We start from the raw sequence: 19,235 nt of genomic DNA, 5'->3' as shown, positions 1-19,235 counted from the left end.
CATCAAGGCCGGGAGCCTAGGCGACTTGCTGCAGCAAAGGCACCAGGCCGCCGGCTCTGTCGAGAGCCGAGAGATCGTCGTACCCGCCGATATGCCGATCGTCGATGTACACCTGCGGGACCGTGCGGCGCCCGGTGCGAGCCATCATTTCCTCCCGTCGGCCGGGTTCCTTGTCGATCAGGATTTTTTCCACGTGCTCCACGCCGCGCGAGCGAAGCAGGCGCTCCGCCATTTGGCAATAGGGGCACACTTGAGTGCTGTACATTACGACTTTGGCCATTGCAAATTCCTTATTTCACGATCGGCAGGCCGGCTTGCTGCCATGCCTCGACGCCGCCCTGCAGACTGAAGGCTTCGGCGTAGCCGAGCTGGCGCAGAATCGTCTGCGCCTTCGCTGAACGCTGGCCGCTGCGGCACACCAGCAAAACGGGTGTCGTCTTGTTCTTGGCCACCTGCCCGGCCTTTTTCTCGAGCTCTTCGAGCGGCACGTGCCGGGCCTGAGGCAAATGGCCGCCGCCGAACTCCTCGTCGGTGCGCACGTCGAGAATCAGTGCATGCCGGCGATTGATCAATTGCGTCGCTTCGACAATCGACACCCCGCGGCCGCGCCGCGACAATACAGGCCAAGCCAGCAACCCACCGGAAATCAGGGCGATCGCGATCAGGACGAGATTGGAATAATCAGCAAAAAACTTCACGAACCACCCGAAAAATTCAAAATAATCCAACCATTATAAAATAATCCGTTTGGCGTGCCTGTCGTCCCGGGCTGCGCGCACAGATTTTTTACTCTAATTGAACTTCTTATGTACAAACTCGTGCTCATCCGTCATGGCGAATCGCTGTGGAACAAGGAAAACCGCTTTACAGGCTGGGTCGACGTCGACCTCACCGAGAAGGGGGCTACCGAGGCGCGCCATGCCGGCCAGCTGTTGCGGGAAGCCGGTTACGTTTTCGATCTGGCCTACACCTCGGTGCTCAAGCGCGCCATCCGCACGTTGTGGCACGTCCAGGACGAAATGGATCTGATGTGGATTCCGGTGGTTCACTCGTGGCGCCTGAACGAGCGGCATTATGGCGCCCTGACTGGACTCGACAAAGCCGAGACGGCCGCCAAATATGGTGACCAGCAAGTTCTGGTGTGGCGTCGCAGCTACGACACTCCGCCGCCGGCCCTGACCGCAGGCGATTCGCGCGACGCTTGCAGCGACCCGCGCTACGCCAGGCTCAAGCGTGAAGAAATCCCGCTGTCCGAATGCCTTAAGGATACCGTTGCCCGGGTCATGCCGGTATGGAATGAATCGATCGCCCCGGCCATCCGCTCGGGCAAGCGCATCGTCATTGCCGCCCACGGCAACTCGCTGCGCGCGTTGATCAAGTATCTGGACGACGTATCGGATCAGGACATCGTCAACCTTAACATCCCGAACGGCATTCCCATCGTCTACGAACTGGACGAGAATCTCAAACCGCTGCGCCACGAATACCTTGGCAACCAGGGCGAGATCGCCAGCGCCATGGCATCGGTAGCCAGCCAGGGCAAGGCGCGCTAACCTGACACTGTTTTTGGGATTCGTGGGCACCCGCGAGAACCACCGGCGCGGGTGCCGGTCGAATGCGAAGGCCGCGTCGCCGGCCCGGCAAAAGGTTATACTTCGCGAATTGTGCGTTGATTTCCCGATTATCGACGCACCATCAAACCGGAATTGATCCCCCTATGCGCCAACACCTCAAACACATCGGCCTTATCACGCTGGGCCTGATTACGGGCATTGCGGCCACATTGGCTTTTTCGCTGGCATCCGCGCAAAGCGCGCCCGCTCCCTTGCCGCTGGACCAGTTGCGCCTGTTTGCCGAGGTATTCGGCCAGATCAAGCAGGAATACGTCAAGCCGGTCGATGACAAGAAACTGATCACGGCAGCCATCAAGGGCATGGTTGCCAGCCTCGATCCGCACTCCGCGTATCTGGACAAAAAGGATTACAAGGAGCTGCAGGAGCAGACCAACGGGCAATTTGCCGGCCTGGGTATCGAAATCGGCCAGGAAGACGGCATGGTGAAGATCATCGCCCCCATCGAAGACACCCCGGCGTTCCGCGCCGGCTTGCGCCCGGGCGACCTGATCACCAGCATCAACGACAAGCCGGTGCGGGGCATGTCGCTGGATCAGGCGGTCAAGAACATGCGCGGCGCGCCCGGCACCAAGGTCACGCTGACGATCTATCGCAAGACTGACCAGCGGACCTTCCCGGTGACGATCACCCGCGCCATCATCAAAGTGCACAGCGTCAAATTCAAGATCGTCTCGCCCGGCTATGCGTGGGTTCGCATCACGAGCTTCCAGGAGCGCACCGTTCCGGATCTCGCCAAGACCCTTCAGCAAATCGCCAAGGAGCAGCCCCATCTGAAAGGCCTGGTGCTCGACCTGCGCAATAACGGCGGCGGCATTCTGCAATCGGCGGTCGGCGTGTCGGCGGCCTTCCTGAAGCCGGATGCGGTCGTCGTCACCACCAACGGCCAGATCGCGGACGCCAAGCAGACCTATCGTGCAAACTTCGACAACTATCGCTTGAGCGCCAGCCCCGAAGATCCACTCAAGGACGAACCGGCGATCTTCAAGACCGTGCCGATGGTGGTGCTGGTCAATGCCTACACCGCGTCAGCCTCCGAGATCACTGCGGGCGCGCTGCAGGATCACAAGCGCGCGATCATCATGGGCAAAACGACCTTCGGCAAGGGTTCGGTGCAAACCGTGCGCCAGTTGTCGCCGGACACAGCGCTGCGCCTGACCACGGCTTACTACTACACGCCGAGCGGGCGCTCGATTCAATCGATCGGCATCACGCCGGATATTCCGGTTGATCAAAGCGCGAATGGCGATCCGGACGATATCCTGGCCACGCGCGAAATCGATTATTCGAATCACCTGCACAACCTGCAGGACCCGAACGAGCAGAAGCAAATCGAGCAACGCGAGAAATTACGCCTCGAAGCGCTGCGCCGGCTCGAGATCGAAAACGCCAAGAAGACCCCCGCGGAGCTCGAAAAAGAAAGCAACGCGCGCCTGCCGGACTTCGGCAGCCCGGGCGACTTCATGCTGCAACAGGCGTTGCACGAACTGAAGGGCGAGCCGGTCCAGCGCTCCAAGTCGCCGGTTGCAACGGCCGACGCAACGACCTCGACGCAGGCCCCGGGCAGCGCTTCCGCACCCGCGGCGCCGGCCCCCGCCAGCAAGGCGCCTGCCGGCAAGAAGTAATTGACTTACACTGATAGCCGGACCTGGCAATCGCCGGTCCGGCTTTTTTACGTCTGCACTTTATCGCGCCGCATCCATGGACGATTCACAGTTACTGCGTTACTCCCGCCATATCCTGCTCGATGAAATCGGTATTGAAGGCCAGCAACGCCTGATGGACGCCCATGCGGTGATCGTCGGCGCCGGCGGGCTGGGCTCGCCCGCAGCCCTTTACCTGGCCGCATCCGGCGTCGGCAAGCTCACGCTGCTCGATGATGACACCGTTGATCTGACCAATCTGCAGCGACAGATCCTGCATGACACGCAAAGCGTCGGCCAACCCAAGGCGGCATCCGGGCAGGCCCGCCTGGCATTGATCAATCCCGAGGTGCAGGTCGATGCGGTTGTGCTGCGTGCCGATCAGGCGGTGCTGGAAGAAATGGTGGCCGAGGCTTCGGTGGTGCTCGACTGCAGCGACAATTTCGCGACACGACATGCAACCAATCGGGCCTGCGTCAGCCGGGGAGTGCCGCTCGTTGCCGGCGCCGCCTTGCGTTTCGATGGGCAGGTAAGCGTGTTCGACCCGCGCGACAACGCCTCCCCCTGCTATGAGTGTCTTTTCCCTGCCGATCAGGAATTTACCGAACAGCAATGTGCAACGATGGGCGTGTTCGCCCCGCTGGTCGGCATCATCGGTGCGGTGCAGGCGGCCGAGGCGCTCAAGCTGATTGCCGGGATCGGGGTATCGCTGGCGGGGCGACTGCTGATGCTCGATGCGCGCACCATGGAGTGGAACACGATGCGCTGCGCTGCCAATCCGACCTGTCCGGTCTGCGCGAGCCGTCCGGCCCGTTCACCGCAATGAGGCGCGGTTAGACAGCGGCGAGCCGCGTCAGCGCAGCCTGCAGATCCTCCGGCTCGACGGCCGCCAGCACATCCTTGACTACCGGCTCCAACGCCGGCAAATAAGCCCGCAGCACCTCCTGCTTGACCTGGAGAATCTGGCTCGGATGCATGGAAAACTCGCGCAGCCCCATGCCCAGCAAGAGGCGCGTGAGCATCGGGTCGCCGGCCATCTCGCCGCACACGGCGATCGGCACGCCGGCGGCTCGGGCCTCCCGAATCGTGCGCGCAATCAATTGCAGCACGGCCGGATGCATCGGATCATAAAGATGCGCAACCGCATTGTCGGCGCGATCGATTGCCAGCGTGTACTGGATCAAGTCGTTGGTGCCGATCGAGAGGAAATCGAGCCGCTTGAGAAACATGGGCAACGCCAACGCCGCCGCCGGCACCTCGACCATCGCGCCCAGCTTGATATTCGGATCGTAAGCCAATCCGGCCGCGTCACACTGCCGCTTGGCCTCCTGCACCAGCTCGAGTGTTTGATCGATTTCCTGGGCATGGGCGAGCATCGGGAACAAAATGCGTACGGGCCCGAGGGCCGACGCACGCAGCAGCGCCCGCAACTGGGTCAGAAACATGCGCGGCTCGGACAGGCTCCAGCGAATTGCGCGCAGCCCCATCGCCGGATTCGCGCCGTTCTCGTAACTTTCGTGACTATCCAGCGCTTTATCCGCGCCGACGTCGATCGTGCGGATCGTCACCGGCAACCCCTGCATGGTGGCAACCGCGCGGCGGTAAGCTTCGAATTGCGCCTCTTCATCCGGCATGTCGGCCTGGTTCATGAAGAGGAATTCGCTGCGGAACAAACCCACCCCCACCGCGCCGGCGGCGACCGCCGCCTCGGCGTCTTCCGGCAACTCAATGTTTGCCAGCAGCGCCACCGGCGTGCCGTCGATGGTTTGCGCGGGCGAATAGCGCAAGCGCTGCAGCCGCCGCTGTTCGAGCACCTTTTCGCTTTGGCGGTAGCGATACTCCTCCAGGATCATCGGCGCCGGATCGATGATCACCACCCCTTGATCTCCGTCGATAATGATCAGATCGCCCTGCTCGATCAATTGGCTGGCGTGCTGCACCCCCACGGCCGCAGGAATGCCCAGGCTGCGCGCCACGATGGCAGTATGCGACGTCTTGCCGCCCAGATCGGTCACGAAGCCTCGAAACACCTGGGTCTTGAACTGCATCATGTCGGCCGGCGCGATATCGCGCGCCACCACGATCATGTCATCGCGAGGCGCCTGAACCGCCACCGAGCGGATGCCAGGCGCTCCCGCCAGCACCTTCAGCATGCGGTCGGCCACCTGTTCGATATCAGCCTTGCGTTCCCGCAGGTATTCGTCCTCGATGTCCTCGAAACGGGCGATCAGTGCCTCGACCTGTGTCATCAACGCCCACTCGGCGTTGTAATGGCTCGAGCGGATCAAGTCGAGCGCCGTGTCGGCGAGCATGGCGTCGTTGACGATCAGGGAGTGAACATCGAGGAACGCGGACATTTCACCGGGTGCATCGGGCGGCAACTCGGCCTTGAGCGTATCGAGTTCCTGCTGCACGGCACGCCGCGCCTCGTAAAAGCGCGCCATTTCGCTCTCGACTTGCGAGGACTCGATCAGGTAATGCGGGACATCCAGTGTGGCTGGGGCAAGCAGGTAGGCACGTCCGATGGCGATGCCTTGAGACACCGGTATTCCATGCAAGGTGAACGACACGCGGGACTCCCGATTTTATTGTCGTGGGCGCCGGAAACCGCCGATACGTTCCCGATCTTCGGCAGTCGCCAACGGCATTTCAAGCTCGGCGCAAGGCCTCGCCTATTCCCCTTCGCCGAATCGATCGGCAATCAGCTGGAGGATGGCGTCCATGGCTTGCGCCTCATCCTCGCCCTCGGTTTCCACCTCGATCGTGGACCCAATACCGGCTGCCAGCATCATAACGCCCATAATGCTCTTTGCGTTGATACGACGCCCGTTCCGGCTGAGCCAGACCTCGCTTTGGAAACGCGCGGCCAGTTGCGTGAGCTTTGCCGATGCACGCGCATGCAGGCCAAGTTTGTTGATTATTTTGGTTTCTTGTCGGAGCATGTATTTACTTCATGATGATTGAAGGGACGGCGCGGAGCACGCCCCAACTTGCAAAATACCCTGCGCGCCCCCGGCCAGCACCTTATCGACCAGCGTCTCGAGCGGCACCGTGCGATAGCAGACCGCCTTGATCAGCATCGGCAGGTTGACGCCCGCCAACACGCGGACATCCGGCGCCGCGAGCTGCGCCGCGATATTCGATGGCGTAGCGCCAAACAGATCGGTAAGCACCAGCATGCCGTTGTCTTCTCGCAGTGCCTGAACCTGTTCACGGGCGGCAACCAGCAGGGCAGCCGGATCCTGGTCCGCCTCGACGTCGAGCGCGCCAATATGCGAGGGACAACCGCAATAGATGTGAGAAAGACATTCCCGCAGCGCCGTAGCGTACGGAGCGTGAGCGACTATTAAGATTCCTGCCATACCAGCCTGGCCTTCATGTGTCCGTTCACGCCTGGACGTGAGCAGCCATGTTTTACCGCGATAAGTTTCCGAGGAACGCATTGTAACAGGGCCAAAAGCCCGATTTTTGCCTCGCCAGGCTTCATGGTGGATGGACGCGGGCAGCCGCGGTCAGACGGCCCGCTCCAAAGCATCTATGAACATCTTAGCGACATCAAAACCCGTCTGTTGCGTGATTTCCTGAAAACAGGTCGGACTCGTCACATTGATTTCGGTCAGGTAATCGCCGATTGCATCCAGACCGACCAGCAACAGGCCGCGCGCCCACAATCGCGGCCCGAGTTCCCGGGCAATCTCGCGATCACGCGGGGTCAGCGGCTGCGCCTTGCCCAAGCCGCCCGCTGCCAGGTTGCCGCGCACTTCGCCGCCCTGAGGGATCCGCGCCAGCGAGTACGGCACGACTTCGCCAGCGATCACCAGAATGCGTTTGTCGCCAGCGCTGATTTCGGGGATGAACCGCTGCGCCATCACCGACCGCCGTCCATTCTCGCTCAGGGTCTCGATGACGGATCCCAGGTTCATTCCTTCGGGCGTGATGCGAAAGACACCGGTTCCGCCCATACCGTCGAGCGGCTTGAGAATGATGTCGCCATGCTCGGCGTGGAACGCGCGCAAGCGCTTCTCGTCCCGCGTCACCAAAGTCGTCGGCATGAACTGCGGGAATTCGGCGATCGCGACTTTCTCGGAATGATCCCGGATCGCCTGCGGCTTGTTAAAGACCTTGGCGCCGGCACGCTCCGCCACCTCCAGCAGCCACGTCGACGTCACATACTCCATGTCGAACGGCGGGTCTTTGCGCATCAGGATCGCGTCGAAGTCCGACAGTGCGAGCACCTTGCTTTCAAGCTCCTCGTACCACGCATGGGCGTCGCCGGTCAGCCGGATGTGCGTGACCCGGGCTTCGACGCGGCTGCCCTGCCATGCCAGATCACCGGGCCCGCAAGCGTAGATTTCGTGCTGCCTGGCCGCCGCCTCGCGCATCATCGCAAAGGTCGTATCCTTGTAGATTTTGAAATGGTCGAGCGGGTCGGCAATAAAGAGAATATGCATTGCACAGTTGCGACGAGCGAAAACTTCATTTTAGCCGAGCGCACCCAAGTGCGCTTGAGCCCCCGAGCAGACCAGCCGCGCCCCGTCAGACGCCGATCAGCGACAACAGATCGGCCGCATGCTGACCGTGCAGGCGGCTGCGAATTTGCCGCAAGTGGGTTTTCATCGTTTCGGCCCCAATGCGGCAACCGCGCCGCACTTCGTCACGCGAGGCCCCGGCCGCGAGCCGGCAAGCGATGCGCCGCTGGGCCGGCGACAACGTCGTATCTCGCAGGCACCGCAGCACATAGAGCTCCGTTGGTATTTGTTCGCGCAAGGTGACGCTTACCGCGGCATCGCGCCGCCCGCCGCAGGCCGACAGCCGCGCGGCACGCAGTCGCACGCGCCCGCCCGGAACGGTCATCGACCGCTCGACGGGCGCGGCGCGCTCTCCACCCCGATCGATCAGTCCGGCCAACTCGTTGCAGCATCGTGCCACCGGCGCGATATCGAGCCATCCGCCGCCAGGGGCGCAGCGCAGTCGTTGCTGGAGCAATTGCTCGGCGGCCGCGTCGCTCCATTGAGGAAGTCCGTGGCGAATTACCAGCGTGCCATCCGTGCCGCTGTCGCGAAATACAGGCACCGCGCGCTCGGGCGCGGCCAGTTGGGTGAGCAGCGGCAGCCACTGCGCGACCCGTTCGCGCTCGCGCCGACCGAAGCGGCTTTCCGATGGAGACCTGAACAACAGCAGTACGGCATGGGCGCGATGTTCGCGCTGAAGCCAGATGTCCAGCACATGCCCGAATGCCCCCGGCCCCAACAGATAACGCTGGAGATCCGATTCACCCGCGGGTTCCGCACCCATCGCACCGAGCCGGCGCAGTCGGGTAGCCAATTGGCAACGCTGCGCCAGGGTCAGCGAGGGTAGCCAGAAGTCCGCGGGCCGGGCGCGCGAATCCAGCCAAAGGCAGCCGGCCGCACTGGATGGGATCAGCATCCGCAACGCAGCCAGCACATCGGGCATGACGATCCGGCTATCCCAGCCGGTACGGCACAATTGATCGAGATACGCAGTGAAATTGGCCTGTTTACCCACACCGATCCTTATAAGAGCAATCTGATATTGAACTTGCTTCGCCATTTATCCCCCCATCGGGGGATGTTTCGATCCGGGAAAGCAAGCATCATTCTGTGGCGCGAACACGATTGAACGCTTGCAAGGTCAACCGGCAAGACAGGCAAATCAGGGAGTCGATAATAAGGTTCTGCGCCCACCGCGTATGCGGTGCGAGAATTTGCCGCACATCGCTCGCATGTGCGGCAAATATAGTGCCCGGCTTGTCGGGGGGCCGGCCGGGCACATTTTTTTAATACACTTCTTGATCCGGATCCGTACGCTCCAGCTCAAGCGATGCGGCCAACAACGCCAAGCGCGCCACAACGCCATACATATAGAACCGATTGGGCGGCGCCGCACCCGGCTTGGCATGCACATCCGGCAAGGCCGTATGCTCGAACGCCAGCGGCACGAAATGCATGCCCGGCGCATTGAGGTTTTCGTCAATCGCCCGTCCCGTGTGAACCCGATAAAATCCACCAACCACGTAACGGTCGATCATATACACCACCGGTTCCGCGACGGCTTCATTGATTTTCTCGAACGTGTGGACTCCCTCCTGCAGCAAGACGTCGCTCACGGGCAACCCCTCCTGCGCCACGCTCATCCGATTGCGCTCCTTGCGCGGCAAGTGTTTGACTTCCGCGGCATCGCGCACCGTCATCACACCCATGCCGTACGTTCCGGCATCGGCCTTGATAACGACAAAGGGCTTTTCTTCGATACCGTACTCGCGATATTTCTTGTTGATCTTTTTGAACAGCGCGTCAACGCTGTCAGCCAGGCATTCCTCGCCGGTGCTGTGCTGAAAATCGATACCGCTGCATTTGGTGAAATAGGGATTCAGCATCCACTGGTCGACGTCGATCAGTTTGGCAAATTTCTTTGCAACATCGTCATAACATGCAAAATGCTGGCTTTTGCGACGCACCGCCCATCCTGCGTGCAATGGCGGCAACAGATACTGCTCGTGCAGATTTTCCAGGATCGGCGGAATACCTGTCGACAGATCGTTGTTGAGGAGAATGGAGCAAGGATCGAAGTTTTTCAGGCCCAGCCGACGCGAAGTCCGCTCGAGCGGTTCGATCACGAGTTGCTGGCCGTCCGGCAGCTCGACCGTGGTCGGCTCGGTAATATCCGGAGACAGACTGCCCAGGCGCACGTTCAGGCCGGCGTGCCGCATGATCGAAGACAAGCGCGCAATGTTTTGCAGGTAAAACGTATTGCGCGTGTGCTGCTCCGGAATCATCAGGAGATTCTTGGCGTCCGGGCAGATCTTTTCGATCGCGGCCATGGCCGCCTGCACAGCCAATGGCAACATTTCCGGCAACAGATTGTTGAAACCGCCCGGAAACAGATTGGTATCGACTGGCGCGAGCTTGAACCCCGCATTGCGCAGATCGACCGAACAATAGAACGGCGGCGTGTGTTCCTGCCATTCCATACGGAACCAACGCTCGATTGCCGGCGTGGCATCGAGGATTTTTTTCTCTAGATCAAGCAGCGGCCCCTTGAGGGCCGTAACGAGGTGCGGGACCATGCGCTTCTCAGATACAAATGAAGCTCCGATTGTAGAGCAAATACTTCTTTGTATATTTGCGGCCGTCCAAAAGGAAATCAAGCAAAAAAACGGGCGCCCCGCGCCCGCCTCAAACGTCTGGACTGCCTACCTCGGCAGCCAGACGGCTCTCCTCGCGCATACCCCTTAAACCCAAAAGGTTATTTCGCAAGATGGTCTATTCGACGTGTTCCCCATGCAGCGTCACGTCCAGACCTTCGCGTTCCTGCTCTTCGCTGACTCGCAGGCCCATCACCTTATCGATCACCTTCAGCAGGATGAAGCTCACCACGCCGCTGTAAATCAACGTCGTCAGCACCCCTTTTGCCTGCAATATCACGCTGCCGTCGACCCCGCCGATATCCTTGACCGCGAACACCCCCGTGAGCAGTGCGCCGACGATACCGCCGATACCATGCACGCCGAAAGCGTCCAGCGAATCGTCGTAGCCCATCTTGCTCTTGAGCCAGGTTGCCGACCAGAAGCAGATCACGCCAGCGGCCAACCCGATGGCGAGCGCCCCCGTGACGCCGACAAAACCGGACGCCGGCGTGATGGCCACCAGCCCGGCCACCGCACCCGAAGCGATGCCCAGCACCGACGGTTTGCCCTTGGCGAGCCACTCGACGAACATCCAGGCCAGTGCCGCCACGGCGGTAGCCACTTGGGTGGTCAGCATCGCGAAGCCCGCACGGCCATCGGCAGCCACCGCCGAGCCGGCGTTGAAGCCAAACCAGCCGACCCACAGCATCGCGGCGCCGATGAGCGTGAGCACCAGATTATGCGGAGCCATCGCCTCTCTGCCGTAGCCCACCCGCTTGCCCAGTACGAGACAGCACACCAGGCCGGCAATACCGGCGTTGATATGCACCACTGTGCCGCCGGCGAAATCGAGGATGCCTGCGCCCGCGAGCCAGCCGGTCGGCTCCCAGACCATATGAGCGATCGGGGCATAGACGATGACCGACCACAGCGACATGAAGATCAGCATGGCGGAGAACTTCATGCGGTCCGCGAAGGCGCCGGTAATCAACGCCGGAGTAATGATCGCAAACGTCATTTGGTAGACGAAATAGACCGTTTCCGGGATCGTTGGCGCCAGGTGACTCACCGTGAGCGTGGTCGCCTTGTCTCCCTTGATGTAATTCATGCCTTCGAGGAAGACACGCGAGAGCCCCCCGATGAACGGCCCGCCGGGCGTGAACGCCAGACTGTAGCCAATGACCGTCCAGAGGATCGTCACCACGCAGGTGATCGCGAAGCTTTGCATCAACGTGGCCAACACGTTTTTCTTGCGCACCATGCCGCCATAAAACAACGCCAGGCCCGGAATCGTCATGAACAGCACCAGCGCCGTGGAAGTCAACATCCAGGCCGTATCGCCCGCACTGATCTTCGACGCGTCGACCGAAAATGGCGCGGTCGGCGCGGCAGGGGCCGCCGCCGGGGCCGCTGGGGCAGTCGCCACAGGCGCTGCCGCGGCCGGCGCGGAAGCGTCGTCCGCCATCGCTGCGCCTACCCCGCCAGCGAGCAGCGAGCCGGTGAGCAACAAGAACACCAATAATTTACGCATCTTCGTTTTCCTCTTGTCCCTATTTTTTTACAAAGCGTCCGCGCCGGTCTCGCCGGTGCGGATCCGAATCACTTGCTCGACGGGCGTCACAAAAATCTTTCCGTCGCCGATCTTGCCGGTGCGAGCGGCCTGCTCGATCGCTTCGACGGCCTGATCGACCACGTCGTCGCCGACGACGACCTCGATCTTCACTTTTGGCAGGAAATCGACCACATACTCGGCGCCGCGATACAGCTCCGTGTGCCCCTTTTGCCGTCCGAAGCCCTTGACCTCGGTCACCGTGATGCCCGAGACGCCGATCGCGGATAGCGCCTCGCGCACCTCGTCGAGCTTGAATGGTTTAACTATGGCGATAATCAACTTCATGATGTCTGGCTCCTTGGAGGTTGCTGCAATCTGGCTAGGTTCTGCCGGTCGCCCGACGCAGCCGCATGCGATGCGGATGGGCCGTGCCCGGCACCCGCATCACGCCCTAACAACTTCAAAACGTTCTGGTAATGCTGGCAACCACCGTGGCCCCCCCCAAAAACCTGCCGTTGTTGGCAGCCGAATAGACGGATTTTTTCGCGTTGGTATCGATATAGGCGAGCGAGGCGCTGAAGCCCTTGCCGAGATCCTTGTTCAGGGCGATCTTCCAGTCGGTGTACGACGCCTGGCTGTAGTTGTGGACAAACTGGTGGCCCACATGCCCCGTCGCACTCAATCCCCACCAGCCAAGGTCGAAATTGCCCGTCAGATCGAGGTATCCGCTGTTCGTGGTCGAGGCGCCGGTCACCGGATTGACCAATCCGAACAGTCGCGTCAGGGAATTCGAGTATTTCAGCGTGAACGGCCCATAACCCAGTTGTGCATAAAGCTCGAACGTATGCGGACGCGGGAAATATTGGTTGCTCGGATACGAGCCCGGGTAGTAATACTGCAGGCCGCCGACATCGAAGGTCAGACCCTTGACGATCTCCCCGCGATATCCGCCATAGAAATCCATTTCGATCGGAGCGCTCACCGCCGAATTCCCATCCGAAATCCAGCTAATATTGGAGGCCCATACCCCCGCATATAACCCGCTCGTATGGGTGAGATCGAAACCGCCTTGCACGGCGGGATTCTTGTCGGTCTGGGAAATCCCGCGGAACCGATAGTCCGACGCCAGCCCCACGTTGGCCGTGATGGTCAGCGCACTGGCTGGCCCCGCAGACGCCGACTGCGCCCGCGCCGCGCCAGTCATGCCGGCCATCGCGCCACAAAATAGACACCCCGCCATCACAGCTGATACAGTTTTCATATCGCGTTACCCCGGTTGAATTCATTGAATGACAGTTGCTTGTGACCCACCTTCCGTCAATGGGATAAGCAACTCCCGTGCCATCTGAATTCGACCCATGCGACTGACTGGATTGACGGGCGCCCCAGGGATCCCGGGCGCTGCGAAAACGCCCCTTGGCAACGCCAGCAAGGACGTTCGCGAGCCAAACGCGAAAGAAATTCCGTGATACAGTTCCGGGCATTTCGGAACGCCCCGCCGGGCACCCCGCCCCATGCCCAATAGTGCGTTCCAAACGCACGGATTCGGTGCATGCACTACCGCAGTGCCCGTTTGATTGAATACCTCAGCCAAGGAGGAATAGGCGATGAAACCCAATGACATCCTGTCCGACATGCAAGCCAAGTTGGGAGAAATGCTCAAGCATTCACCGGTCCGCGACATCGAGCGCAATATCAAGGCAATGATGGTGCAGGGCTTCAATCGGCTCGATCTGGTCACGCGCGAAGAATTCGACGTCCAGGCTCAGGTCCTGGCGCGTACCCGGGAAAAACTCGAAACCCTGGAGCGCCGCATCGCCGAACTCGAAGGTCGTTCTCATCATCAGGACTAAGCTCGGATGTTTTCCGTTGCGCTGCTCCCGCATTCCGATTTTGTCCCTCATCACTCCCGCGGGCGGTCGATGCCTCGTATAGTGCTCCGCTAACGAGGCGCAGCCGGGTCATCCTGGCAACACCGGCTCGCCGCCACAGGGAGAAAACACGTCATGTCGCTCGCGGTCGTCAAAAGCCGCGCGCTAGCTGGAATGCGCGCGCCCGAGGTGACGGTCGAAGTTCATCTCGCCAACGGTCTGCCGTCGTTGACGATCGTCGGATTGCCCGACACCGAGGTCAAGGAGAGCCGCGACCGGGTTCGCTCCGCGATCCAGAACTGCCGCTTCGAATTTCCCGCACGCCGCATCACCGTCAATCTGGCGCCGGCAGACTTGCCCAAGGAGTCCGGTCGCTTCGATCTGCCCATCGCGCTGGGCATCCTGGCGGCCAGCGGACAAATCCCGGCCCCGGCGCTCGCCGATCACGAATTCGCCGGCGAGCTGTCGCTGTCCGGGGAGTTGCGGCCAATACGAGGGGCCTTGGCGATGGCGCACGCGCTCGCGCATGCCGAGGTCCCAGCCGCCTTCGTCCTGCCGGCGGCCAACGCGGACGAAGCGGCACTGGTCGGGTGCGCGACCGTCTATCCCGCCAGGTCGCTGCTCGAGGTCTGCGCGCACCTGACGGCCCGCGACGACGGCGACCGGCTCGCCGCCCACCGCCGGGCGGCGCCGGCGTGCGTCTGCGACTATCCCGACATGAGCGAAGTCAAAGGGCAAGCGCCCGTCAAGCGAGCCCTCGAAGTTGCCGCCGCCGGCGGACACCAGGCGCTGTTGATCGGCCCGCCCGGCACCGGAAAATCCATGCTGGCAACCCGCTTCCCGGCCCTCCTGCCGCCGCTGAGCGAAGCGCAGTCGCTCGACGTCGCCACCGTGCTCAGCCTGAGCACGCAAGGCTTCGACCCCACCCGGTGGGGCGCGCGTCCGTTCCGCGCGCCGCATCACACCGCATCGGCCGTGGCGCTCGTCGGCGGGGGTGGCACGCCAAGGCCTGGCGAAATCAGCCTGGCCCACCACGGCGTCCTGTTTCTCGATGAATTGCCGGAATTCGACCGCAAGGTTCTGGAGGTCTTGCGCGAACCGCTGGAGTGCGGCCGCATCACGATCTCGCGCGCCTCCCGGCAGGCGGAATTTCCCGCCGAATTCCAGCTGATCGCGGCCATGAACCCCTGCCCCTGCGGCTATCTTGGCCATGCCTCGGGCCGCTGCCGCTGCACCCCGGAAGCCGTTGCCCGTTACCAGGGTCGCTTGTCCGGGCCGCTGCTCGACCGGATCGACGTGCAAATCGAGGTACCCGCACTGAGCGCCGACGATTTGGCGAACCAGCCCGCGTGCGAATCGAGCAGCGACATCGCGCGCCGGGTCGGCGCGGCCCGCAGCCGGCAGCTCGCCCGCCAGGACAAGCCCAACCACGCGCTGCAAGGGCGGGACATCGAGCGGTACTGCCAACCCACGCCGACGGCGGCCGGCATGTTGCGTCACGCCGCAAATCGATTGCACTGGTCAGCCCGCGCCTATCACCGGGCGCTCAAAATCGCACGCACGATCGCCGATCTGGATGGCGCCGAGGGAATCGACAGCGCCCACATCGCGGAAGCGATTCAATATCGACGGGCCGTCTCGGTCAAATGATCTCCACGGGCAAAAGCGATCGAACCGCCTGGCCCGTGACGGCGGCGCTGGATTCGCGACACGCCGATTACTCGAGCGTGAACGAGTCGAAGAATTGCTCGATCTGCTCTTGCGGCGGCGCCTTTTCGCCGAGCACGACAACCTGATAGACCCGGTCGCCATACGCAACGAAGCGCGCATCGACGAAGCGCTGCTCCTTGCCGTCGACACCATGCCCCTGCGCGTACACTCCCGTGCCGGTCACGAACGGCGGCGACTGCGAGGCCACGCGAATCTGCACCGTCTGCACTTGCGATTGCGCGGCACCCAGGTTGGCAAGCAGGCCCTTTTGCAGATCGGCCATCACGCGGGTGCGTAAGGCGACGTCCGCACTCGGCAGCTTGATCACACCCACTGCAAATAAGGCCTGGTCGACCCGCGCTGCCTGCATGTGCATCGGCAATACTCCCGTCGACAGATGCACCTCGCGCGCGTCGCTGCTGGGTTTGGCTGGATAAGTGATACTGTAGGCGCCCTCGGAGGACTGCACGACACGCCAATCGTAGTGGGGGGAACAAGCCGCCAACCCTGCCAGGCACCCGAGCGCGGCAAGCCGCTGAAGTGCCAAACGCCGGAAAAATAATCGCGTCACCCGCCCCTCCCCGTAAAATTGCATTATCCATCACGTGGCCAGCGTCCGGCGGCGTACGCGACAATATGTTCATGCCCCGCCGGCCCCGGCATTTCCATGACGGCCGTCAAGCTTGCGTCGTCATGGCCAGTATGGTTTTCGCGGCAAGCTACAATTCAGAGTAGAATTATTTGCCTTGAGTTGACTGTTTGCAGAACGACAATGACGACAACTTCCTCACGCCCGTTTTCTTTGGGAAAACTGCTTGCCGCGGCGGTGGCTGTCATTATCGCCATGACCGCCTACCTTGCGTTCACTGGCCGGAAGCCGGCGCCGGACGTCACATTCACCCTGCTCTCGGGACAAAAGATCGATAGCGCCCAATTGAAGGGCAAGGTCTATCTGGTCAACTTCTGGGCGACCAGTTGCACGACCTGCATGCAGGAAATGCCGTCCATGGTGCAGACTTACGATAAATACAAAGGCCGCGGCCTGAAATTCATCGCAGTCGCCATGAATTACGACTCGCCGACGTATGTGGCCAACTACTCACAATCCCGTCAGCTACCTTTCATGGTGGCGATGGATTCCGATGGCAGCGTCGCCAGGAAATTCGGCGACGTGCAACTCACGCCGACCACCTTCGTGATCGGCAAAGACGGCAAGATTCTCAAGCAGTATGTCGGCCCGCCATCTTACGCGGAACTCGACAAGCTGCTGAACCGGGCGCTGGGCAAACAGGCCTGAACGTATGGTTTGGGCACCCAGGGGTCCCGCTGGCGCGGGACTTTGTTTATGGTGCGGGCAGGACACGCCTCACGCCGAAAGCCGCTGCGCGACGAAGTCGCGCAACTCGCGTAGGAAGCGACCGATATTTTCCTGAACGACGTCAAACCCCTCGTGCTTCTCGCACGTCGTCTCATCCATATAGAGTGCGCGATTAATCGCGATTTGCACGCTGTGGCGCTGTCGCTGCGGATCGCCGTAAATTCGAATCAAATCCCCGCCCTGATGAAGCGGATCCGCCCCAACCCGATAGCCCATCGCTTCGAACCGTGATACGACCCATTGGGTAAACGCCGGATCGGCACTGCTGCCGTGATTGTCGCCGATCACGACGTCGGGGCGAGCCTGCCCGCTGTCGCGATTCAAGTTGCCACCACGCGAGCGCATCGAGTGGCAATTCAGGTGCCACACCATGCCGTCGCGCTGCCACGCCTGCTCCAGCGCGTCGCTCAACGCCTGCCGATACGGCTGATAGTAGTCGTGCAGGCGGCGCTCGACTTCGGCCACGCTTAGTCGGCGGTCGTACATCGGCACGCCGGGCGCGGCGTAGCGCCTGATCAGGCCGATGCCCCGCTGGCTGCATTCGCCCGGCCGCGCATCATGCGGCCACAACTGCGCCAGCAAGTCCGGATCGATATCATGAATTGCCCGGTTGGGATCGATATACGCGCGCGGAAACAGCGCCCCCAGCAACACCGCGCCGAACCGCGGGGCCTCTGCCCACAGTTCGTCGACGTGGGCATCCCAACTAGTGTAGATCGCCTCGAGCGAGGCGACCGTCGCAAAATCGGCGGGGAACACGATCCCGCTATGCGGCGAATCGCAAACGACTGGCACGCGCCCCTCGAGCGGCGTCTCGACAAAATACCGGCCATCCACCACGTGACGGGGCAACATGGTTATCCCTCCGGTGAAGCAGCGCTGGCGGGAGCGACGGCGCATCGCCGCCGCCTGCACATGCCAATACCGGCATTCTAGGCCCGAAACGCGTCGCCGCCCCGCTCGAGTTGCCCGTTGATGGGAGACTGGTCCAAAACGCGTGCGCATGCGCCCCCAGTGGAGCGTTGCCGGCCGCGTACCGACGCAAATAAAATCAGCCGAGCGGTTGCACGAGGAGATGCGTCACCGCGCAGCGCGTGGCGCAGTGACGCTCTGGGCCGTATCGCCAGCAGCCGACACAGCACGTTCGGCATCGCCGACCCCTGGCTGGCGGCGTTTGAGATCGAGCATCACTTGGGCGGCCGCAATCACCTGCGAGGCAGGTAAATTTTTCAGGCAAGCGCTGTCACTATCGATATGCCGGTCACAGCCCTCCTCCCCGCATGGCACGCATTCGCCCGGACCCTGCACAAGATAGACGTTGCCTCGATGGGCGCTGCCACGCCGTTGCCACGGATTGTCCAGCGAATCCCAGGTGTGCGGCCACGGCCCCCACCGATCCGGCGGGGTCGGCCCGAACATCGTGACCACCGGCGTTCCGGTGGCTGCGGCCGTATGCGTGGTCGCCGTGTCCGGACCCACATAGAGTTCGGCCGATGCGATCAATGCAGCCGTTTGGGCAAAACTAAGCTTGCCGGCCAGATTCAGCATGCCCGGCAAGCGCTGCGCCAGCGCCTCGACGTAGTTCAGCTCATCGGCATCGCCGCCGCCCGTGAGGACGACCGCCAAGCCGCGCTGCTGCAGCCACTGCGCCAGCGCAAACCAGCCCTCGTCGGTCCACATCTTGTAGCGATATTTCGGTCGCAGGTGCAGCACAGCGTAAGCGCGTCCAGCCAGAGGCGCGAGCGACTGCCGCAACTGTTGCCGTTCTGCCTCGGTCGGCACCGGCGGCACAACCTCGCCGGTGGGCACGGCCGCCATCTCGCGGGCAATGCGCATGGCGTCCTGCACCACATGCGACCCATTGTCGGGGATCGTCATGGCGCGGCTGAGCATCAGCCGCTTGGGCCAGTCGCGCAGCTTCGCTTCCACCACGCCCAGGCGCCACCGGCCGCTCACCCAAAGGTACATGCGCGAGCGGTCGGACGACATCGGCGTGATCGCGATATCGTATTTCCGCCGGATCGCGCCCAGATCCCGCAGCGTTTGGCGCCATGGCTGCCGATGCGCCACGGCAATCACTTCATGCAGATCCGGATTGCCTTTGAGCACACCCTCCGTGCCGCGAAATACGAGCATATCGATGGACGCGCCGGGCCATTTCTTCTTCAGGGACCGGATCAGCGGTGTAGTCAGCAGGACGTCGCCGATCCGGCGCGTGCAGACGACCAGGATTCGCGCCGGTGCCTTGGCAAACGGCCCTCGCTTGAGAAGCGCATTCAGGCTCATCGAGTAGCGGAAGCAAA

20 protein-coding genes are annotated in these 19,235 nt (G+C 62.0%); 6 read left to right on the top strand and 14 right to left on the bottom strand.

Annotation, left to right across the window (positions count from 1 at the left end):
- Positions 1-16: 16 nt before the first annotated feature.
- Both grxC and EPN80_RS19020 read right to left on the bottom strand, forming a co-directional pair.
- Positions 17-280, bottom strand: coding sequence for a glutaredoxin 3 (grxC, locus tag EPN80_RS19025; protein WP_293031052.1), 264 nt, complete (start codon positions 278-280; stop codon positions 17-19).
- Between the two features lie 10 nt (positions 281-290).
- Positions 291-698 (bottom strand): rhodanese-like domain-containing protein, encoded by a 408-nt coding sequence (locus EPN80_RS19020; protein WP_293031049.1) that lies wholly within the window; start codon positions 696-698, stop codon positions 291-293.
- 108 nt (positions 699-806) lie between these two features.
- Here EPN80_RS19020 and gpmA point away from each other — a divergent pair, with 108 nt between their 5' ends.
- The 3 genes from gpmA (at position 807) to moeB (ending at position 4,100) form a co-directional block, all read left to right on the top strand.
- Complete coding sequence (gpmA, locus tag EPN80_RS19015; RefSeq protein ID WP_293031046.1) at positions 807-1,553, top strand: 2,3-diphosphoglycerate-dependent phosphoglycerate mutase; 747 nt, start codon at positions 807-809, stop codon at positions 1,551-1,553.
- A gap of 164 nt (positions 1,554-1,717) precedes the next feature.
- The gene (locus EPN80_RS19010; protein WP_293031043.1) at positions 1,718-3,256 is read left to right on the top strand and encodes a S41 family peptidase; all 1,539 of its coding nucleotides are present in this window, start codon (positions 1,718-1,720) and stop codon (positions 3,254-3,256) included.
- Between the two features lie 76 nt (positions 3,257-3,332).
- A complete protein-coding gene (gene moeB, locus EPN80_RS19005) occupies positions 3,333-4,100 on the top strand; it encodes a molybdopterin-synthase adenylyltransferase MoeB (protein WP_293031040.1) in 768 nt (255 codons plus the stop codon).
- A 7-nt stretch (positions 4,101-4,107) separates the two neighbouring features.
- Here the strand turns inward: moeB and ptsP are convergent, their stop codons facing one another.
- The 9 genes from ptsP to EPN80_RS18960 form a co-directional block, all read right to left on the bottom strand.
- Positions 4,108-5,844 carry a phosphoenolpyruvate--protein phosphotransferase gene (gene ptsP, locus EPN80_RS19000; RefSeq protein WP_293031037.1) on the bottom strand — a complete coding sequence of 579 codons (1,737 nt, stop codon included), beginning with the start codon at positions 5,842-5,844 and terminating at the stop codon, positions 4,108-4,110.
- Between the two features lie 102 nt (positions 5,845-5,946).
- Positions 5,947-6,216 (bottom strand): HPr family phosphocarrier protein, encoded by a 270-nt coding sequence (locus EPN80_RS18995; protein WP_293031034.1) that lies wholly within the window; start codon positions 6,214-6,216, stop codon positions 5,947-5,949.
- 9 nt (positions 6,217-6,225) lie between these two features.
- Positions 6,226-6,636 (bottom strand): PTS sugar transporter subunit IIB, encoded by a 411-nt coding sequence (locus tag EPN80_RS18990; protein WP_293031032.1) that lies wholly within the window; start codon positions 6,634-6,636, stop codon positions 6,226-6,228.
- Positions 6,637-6,786: 150 nt separating this feature from the next.
- Positions 6,787-7,725, bottom strand: a complete 939-nt coding sequence (gene gshB / locus EPN80_RS18985; protein WP_293031029.1) for a glutathione synthase — start codon at positions 7,723-7,725, stop codon at positions 6,787-6,789.
- A gap of 85 nt (positions 7,726-7,810) precedes the next feature.
- Positions 7,811-8,845 (bottom strand): helix-turn-helix transcriptional regulator, encoded by a 1,035-nt coding sequence (locus tag EPN80_RS18980; RefSeq protein WP_293031026.1) that lies wholly within the window; start codon positions 8,843-8,845, stop codon positions 7,811-7,813.
- Between the two features lie 226 nt (positions 8,846-9,071).
- Positions 9,072-10,361 (bottom strand): glutamate--cysteine ligase, encoded by a 1,290-nt coding sequence (gene gshA / locus EPN80_RS18975; RefSeq protein ID WP_293031023.1) that lies wholly within the window; start codon positions 10,359-10,361, stop codon positions 9,072-9,074.
- 196 nt (positions 10,362-10,557) lie between these two features.
- A complete protein-coding gene (locus EPN80_RS18970; protein ID WP_293031021.1) occupies positions 10,558-11,952 on the bottom strand; it encodes an ammonium transporter in 1,395 nt (464 codons plus the stop codon).
- A 27-nt stretch (positions 11,953-11,979) separates the two neighbouring features.
- The gene (locus EPN80_RS18965) at positions 11,980-12,318 is read right to left on the bottom strand and encodes a P-II family nitrogen regulator (RefSeq protein WP_293031019.1); all 339 of its coding nucleotides are present in this window, start codon (positions 12,316-12,318) and stop codon (positions 11,980-11,982) included.
- A 115-nt stretch (positions 12,319-12,433) separates the two neighbouring features.
- Positions 12,434-13,177 (bottom strand): TorF family putative porin, encoded by a 744-nt coding sequence (locus tag EPN80_RS18960; protein WP_293031016.1) that lies wholly within the window; start codon positions 13,175-13,177, stop codon positions 12,434-12,436.
- Positions 13,178-13,580: 403 nt separating this feature from the next.
- On the opposite strand from EPN80_RS18960, the gene EPN80_RS18955 reads away from it, so the two are divergent.
- Positions 13,581-13,826 (top strand): accessory factor UbiK family protein, encoded by a 246-nt coding sequence (locus EPN80_RS18955; RefSeq protein ID WP_293031013.1) that lies wholly within the window; start codon positions 13,581-13,583, stop codon positions 13,824-13,826.
- A gap of 153 nt (positions 13,827-13,979) precedes the next feature.
- The gene (locus EPN80_RS18950) at positions 13,980-15,494 is read left to right on the top strand and encodes a YifB family Mg chelatase-like AAA ATPase (protein ID WP_293031010.1); all 1,515 of its coding nucleotides are present in this window, start codon (positions 13,980-13,982) and stop codon (positions 15,492-15,494) included.
- Positions 15,495-15,561: 67 nt separating this feature from the next.
- Here EPN80_RS18950 and EPN80_RS18945 read toward each other — a convergent pair whose 3' ends face one another.
- A complete protein-coding gene (locus EPN80_RS18945; RefSeq protein WP_293031007.1) occupies positions 15,562-16,125 on the bottom strand; it encodes a hypothetical protein in 564 nt (187 codons plus the stop codon).
- Between the two features lie 201 nt (positions 16,126-16,326).
- On the opposite strand from EPN80_RS18945, the gene EPN80_RS18940 reads away from it, so the two are divergent.
- Positions 16,327-16,851, top strand: a complete 525-nt coding sequence (locus tag EPN80_RS18940) for a TlpA disulfide reductase family protein (protein ID WP_293031004.1) — start codon at positions 16,327-16,329, stop codon at positions 16,849-16,851.
- A gap of 69 nt (positions 16,852-16,920) precedes the next feature.
- On the opposite strand, the gene EPN80_RS18935 is transcribed toward EPN80_RS18940, so the two are convergent.
- Both EPN80_RS18935 and EPN80_RS18930 read right to left on the bottom strand, forming a co-directional pair.
- Positions 16,921-17,787: an N-formylglutamate amidohydrolase gene (locus EPN80_RS18935; RefSeq protein WP_293031001.1), complete on the bottom strand. Its 867-nt coding sequence runs from the start codon at positions 17,785-17,787 to the stop codon at positions 16,921-16,923.
- A gap of 225 nt (positions 17,788-18,012) precedes the next feature.
- A complete protein-coding gene (locus EPN80_RS18930) occupies positions 18,013-19,218 on the bottom strand; it encodes a glycosyltransferase family 9 protein (protein WP_293030998.1) in 1,206 nt (401 codons plus the stop codon).
- Between the last annotated feature and the right edge of the window lie 17 nt (positions 19,219-19,235).

Origin of the sequence: Pandoraea sp., assembly GCF_004297875.1 — a bacterium.
In the GTDB taxonomy this organism is placed as follows: Bacteria; Pseudomonadota; Gammaproteobacteria; order Burkholderiales; family Burkholderiaceae; genus Pandoraea.
This window is presented reverse-complemented; position numbering and strand designations above follow the sequence as displayed.

Coding starts and splice junctions, on each gene's coding strand:
- grxC (WP_293031052.1), bottom strand. CDS start 280: ATGGCCAAAGTCGTAATGTACAGCACTCAAGTGTGCCCCTATTGCCAA.
- gpmA (WP_293031046.1), top strand. CDS start 807: ATGTACAAACTCGTGCTCATCCGTCATGGCGAATCGCTGTGGAACAAG.
- EPN80_RS19010 (WP_293031043.1), top strand. CDS start 1,718: ATGCGCCAACACCTCAAACACATCGGCCTTATCACGCTGGGCCTGATT.
- moeB (WP_293031040.1), top strand. CDS start 3,333: ATGGACGATTCACAGTTACTGCGTTACTCCCGCCATATCCTGCTCGAT.
- EPN80_RS18995 (WP_293031034.1), bottom strand. CDS start 6,216: ATGCTCCGACAAGAAACCAAAATAATCAACAAACTTGGCCTGCATGCG.
- EPN80_RS18990 (WP_293031032.1), bottom strand. CDS start 6,636: ATGGCAGGAATCTTAATAGTCGCTCACGCTCCGTACGCTACGGCGCTG.
- gshB (WP_293031029.1), bottom strand. CDS start 7,725: ATGCATATTCTCTTTATTGCCGACCCGCTCGACCATTTCAAAATCTAC.
- EPN80_RS18980 (WP_293031026.1), bottom strand. CDS start 8,845: ATGGCGAAGCAAGTTCAATATCAGATTGCTCTTATAAGGATCGGTGTG.
- gshA (WP_293031023.1), bottom strand. CDS start 10,361: ATGGTCCCGCACCTCGTTACGGCCCTCAAGGGGCCGCTGCTTGATCTA.
- EPN80_RS18970 (WP_293031021.1), bottom strand. CDS start 11,952: ATGCGTAAATTATTGGTGTTCTTGTTGCTCACCGGCTCGCTGCTCGCT.
- EPN80_RS18965 (WP_293031019.1), bottom strand. CDS start 12,318: ATGAAGTTGATTATCGCCATAGTTAAACCATTCAAGCTCGACGAGGTG.
- EPN80_RS18960 (WP_293031016.1), bottom strand. CDS start 13,177: ATGACTGGCGCGGCGCGGGCGCAGTCGGCGTCTGCGGGGCCAGCCAGT.
- EPN80_RS18955 (WP_293031013.1), top strand. CDS start 13,581: ATGAAACCCAATGACATCCTGTCCGACATGCAAGCCAAGTTGGGAGAA.
- EPN80_RS18950 (WP_293031010.1), top strand. CDS start 13,980: ATGTCGCTCGCGGTCGTCAAAAGCCGCGCGCTAGCTGGAATGCGCGCG.
- EPN80_RS18940 (WP_293031004.1), top strand. CDS start 16,327: ATGACGACAACTTCCTCACGCCCGTTTTCTTTGGGAAAACTGCTTGCC.
- EPN80_RS18935 (WP_293031001.1), bottom strand. CDS start 17,787: ATGTTGCCCCGTCACGTGGTGGATGGCCGGTATTTTGTCGAGACGCCG.
- EPN80_RS18930 (WP_293030998.1), bottom strand. CDS start 19,218: ATGAGCCTGAATGCGCTTCTCAAGCGAGGGCCGTTTGCCAAGGCACCG.